The sequence below is a fragment of the Exiguobacterium sp. SH31 genome (assembly GCF_001816105.1).
Taxonomy (GTDB): Bacteria; Bacillota; Bacilli; order Exiguobacteriales; family Exiguobacteriaceae; genus Exiguobacterium; species Exiguobacterium aurantiacum_A.
Map to the genome: position 1 here is coordinate 15,001 of NZ_LYTG01000086.1, position 2,755 is coordinate 17,755.

General features: G+C 54.4%; 1 rRNA gene (cut by a window edge). It reads left to right on the plus strand.

Features of this window, described 5'->3' with window-relative positions:
• Nucleotides 1-2,703, plus strand: a 23S ribosomal RNA gene (locus A6395_RS11980) (it extends 211 nt beyond the left edge of the window).
• The last annotated feature ends 52 nt before the right edge of the window (nucleotides 2,704-2,755 follow it).

The window sequence follows — 2,755 nt, forward strand, 5'->3', positions numbered from 1 at the left end:
CCGGAGGAAGAGAAAGAAAATTCGATTCCCTGAGTAGCGGCGAGCGAAACGGGAACAGCCCAAACCAGGAAGCATGCTTCCTGGGGTTGTAGGACACTCTATACGGAGTTACAAAGGGATAGGATAGGTGAACGACCTGGAAAGGTCGGCCAGAGAAGGTGACGGCCCTGTAGCCGAAATCTTATCCCCTCCAGAGTGGATCCTGAGTACGGCGGGACACGTGAAACCCCGTCGGAATCCGGGAGGACCATCTCCCAAGGCTAAATACTTCCTAGTGACCGATAGTGAACCAGTACCGTGAGGGAAAGGTGAAAAGCACCCCGGAAGGGGAGTGAAATAGATCCTGAAACCGTATGCCTACAAGTAGTCAGAGCCCGTTAACGGGTGATGGCGTGCCTTTTGTAGAATGAACCGGCGAGTTACGATGGCGGGCAAGGTTAAGCTGATGAGGCGGAGCCGCAGCGAAAGCGAGTCTGAATAGGGCGCATCAGTCCGTCGTCGTAGACCCGAAACCAGGTGATCTACCCATGTCCAGGATGAAGGTCAGGTAACACTGACTGGAGGTCCGAACCCACGCACGTTGAAAAGTGCGGGGATGAGGTGTGGGTAGCGGTGAAATGCCAATCGAACCTGGAGATAGCTGGTTCTCCCCGAAATAGCTTTAGGGCTAGCCTCGAGGTGAAGAGTTCCGGAGGTAGAGCACTGATTGGACTAGGGGCCCCCACAGGGTTACCGAATTCAGTCAAACTCCGAATGCCGGCAACTTGTACTCGGGAGTCAGACTGCGAGTGATAAGATCCGTAGTCGAAAGGGAAACAGCCCAGACCATCAGCTAAGGTCCCAAAGTGTATGTTAAGTGGAAAAGGATGTGGCGTTGCACAGACAACTAGGATGTTGGCTTAGAAGCAGCCACCATTCAAAGAGTGCGTAATAGCTCACTAGTCGAGTGACGCCGCGCCGAAAATTTAACGGGGCTAAACATACCACCGAAGCTATGGATTCCGTAAGGAATGGTAGGGGAGCGTTCCAAGCAGCAGTGAAGCGGTATCGTGAGGAGCCGTGGAGCGCTTGGAAGTGAGAATGCCGGTGTGAGTAGCGAAAAGAGGGGTGAGAATCCCCTCCGTCGAAAGCCCAAGGTTTCCTGAGGAAGGCTCGTCCGCTCAGGGTTAGTCTGGACCTAAGCCGAGGCCGAAAGGCGTAGGCGATGGACAACAGGTTGATATTCCTGTACCGCCGTACCACCGTTTGAACGATGGGGGGACGCAGAAGGATAAGGTAACCGTGCGACTGGAAGTGCACGGACAAGCAGCGAGGCCGTCGGGTTGGCAAATCCGCCCGGCACACAAGGTTGAGCTGTGATGTGGAGCCCGTAGGGCGAAGTACCGGATTTCACGCTGCCAAGAAAAGCCTCTAGTAAGGAGGTCGGCGCCAGTACCGTAAACCGACACAGGTAGGCGAGATGAGAATTCTAAGACGCGCGGGATAACTCTCGTTAAGGAACTCGGCAAAATGGTCCCGTAACTTCGGGAGAAGGGACGCTTATGGCAACATAAGCCGCAGTGAATAGGCCCAAACGACTGTTTAGCAAAAACACAGGTCTCTGCTAAATCGCAAGATGAAGTATAGGGGCTGACGCCTGCCCGGTGCTGGAAGGTTAAGGGGATGTGTCATCGCAAGAGAAGCACTGAACCGAAGCCCCAGTAAACGGCGGCCGTAACTATAACGGTCCTAAGGTAGCGAAATTCCTTGTCGGGTAAGTTCCGACCCGCACGAAAGGCGTAACGATTTGGGCACTGTCTCAACGAGAGACCCGGTGAAATCATAGTACCTGTGAAGATGCAGGTTACCCGCGACAGGACGGAAAGACCCCATGGAGCTTTACTACAGCCTGATATTGAGGCTTTGTACGCGATGTACAGGATAGGTGGGAGTTTGTGAAGCCGGAGCGCCAGCTTCGGTGGAGACATCCTTGGGATACCACCCTTTGCGTATAGAGTCTCTAACTCGCAGCCGTGATCCGGCTGGAGGACCGTGTCAGGCGGGTAGTTTGACTGGGGCGGTCGCCTCCTAAACAGTAACGGAGGCGCCCAAAGGTTCCCTCAGAATGGTTGGAAATCATTCGCAGAGTGCAAAGGCAGAAGGGAGCTTGACTGCGAGACCTACAAGTCGAGCAGGGACGAAAGTCGGGCTTAGTGATCCGGTGGTTCCGCATGGAAGGGCCATCGCTCAACGGATAAAAGCTACCCTGGGGATAACAGGCTGATCTCCCCCAAGAGTCCACATCGACGGGGAGGTTTGGCACCTCGATGTCGGCTCATCGCATCCTGGGGCTGGAGTAGGTCCCAAGGGTTGGGCTGTTCGCCCATTAAAGCGGTACGCGAGCTGGGTTCAGAACGTCGTGAGACAGTTCGGTCCCTATCCGTCGTGGGCGCAGGAAATTTGAGGAGAGCTGTCCTTAGTACGAGAGGACCGGGATGGACGCACCGCTGGTGTACCAGTTGTTCCGCCAGGAGCATCGCTGGGTAGCTACGTGCGGACGGGATAAGTGCTGAAAGCATCTAAGCATGAAGCCCCCTCCGAGATGAGATTTCCCTTTGAGCAATCAAGAAAGACCCCTCAGAGACGATGAGGTAGATAGGTCATGGGTGGAAGCACGGCGACGTGTGGAGCTGAATGATACTAATCGGTCGAGGCTTTGATCTAGAAACGGTTTGAACTTGATGAGTCTTCAGTTTTCAGGGAACAATTCCCTTGT